This window comes from Microbacterium sp. Leaf351 (assembly GCF_001423825.1).
In the GTDB taxonomy this organism is placed as follows: Bacteria; Actinomycetota; Actinomycetes; order Actinomycetales; family Microbacteriaceae; genus Microbacterium; species Microbacterium ginsengisoli.
The window spans coordinates 65,368-66,368 of sequence record NZ_LMPK01000013.1 but is presented as its reverse complement, the minus strand read 5'-3'; the positions used below and the strand labels follow the sequence as shown (position 1 = coordinate 66,368).

1 protein-coding gene is annotated in these 1,001 nt (G+C 75.3%); it reads right to left on the bottom strand.

Annotated elements, in window-relative coordinates; genetic code table 11:
• Positions 1 to 351: 351 nt before the first annotated feature.
• Positions 352 to 951, bottom strand: a complete 600-nt coding sequence (locus ASG00_RS17190) for a substrate-binding domain-containing protein (RefSeq protein ID WP_235559211.1) — start codon at positions 949 to 951, stop codon at positions 352 to 354.
• Positions 952 to 1,001: the final 50 nt, after the last annotated feature.

The window sequence follows — 1,001 nt, the reverse complement described above, 5'->3', positions numbered from 1 at the left end:
CCCCGCGGGAAGTGACACCACGCTAAGAGACTCACCCTCCGCGCCCTGAAGCTCCCGCGCCGCGTACTCTCGACGCGCCCCAGCCCCGCGACCCACCCCCGGTCCGAATCAACGTCATCGCGCCGAATCCATACACGCCCGGCGCGCGCCGCGCATGGACTCGGCGCAGAGATGTGGACTCGGCGAGGAGGAATGACGGCGCAGCACCGCGACCGCCGCGCAGCAGCGCGACCCCCGCGACCGCGGCGCGACACACGCGCAGCACCGCGACCCACGCGCAGCGGCGCCACCCACGCGCAGCACCGCGACCGCCGTGAGCAGCAGCGCCACCCCCCGACCAGGGCGCGGCCGCTACCGCACGACGAGGCGCGGGGTGACGAGGCGGTGGGCCTGGGCGTCGGTGGCGTCGTCGGGCAGGGCGAGCAGGTCGAGCACGGCGCGCGCGACCTCGCCGAGCTGCTGCTCGACGCTCGAGAAGCCGAGGGACACGGCGACGGGGGTGTCGTCGAAGCCGCAGACCGGCACGGTGTCGCCGACGGCGAGGAACGCGCCGAGCGCGAGGGAGTCGGAGGCGCACACGATCGCGTCGACGTCGGTGCGCGCGACGAGCTCGCGGGCCGCGCGTCCGCCTTCGGCGACGCCTTCGAGGGCGTCGATCTCGAGGTCGGCGAGCAGGCCGTCGGCGGACATTCCGGCGGGAGCATGTTCGGCGATCACGCTCGCCCATCCGGCGCGCCGGTCGTCGCCGGTGCCCGATCCGGTGGGCCAGCCGATGTATCCGACCCGGGGTCCGGCGGTCGCGACGAAGTGCGCGGTCGCGGCGCGCACGCCGGCCTGCCCGTCGACGTCGACCCACGGATGCGGCGCGTCGAGGTGCCCCCAGGGCCTGCCGAAGGCGACGAACCGGATGCCGCGGCCCCAGAGCCAGTCGATGCGCGGGTCGTCGTGCACGGTCGAGGTGAGCACGAACGCGTCGACGTCCGCGCCGTCGCTGAGGCGTC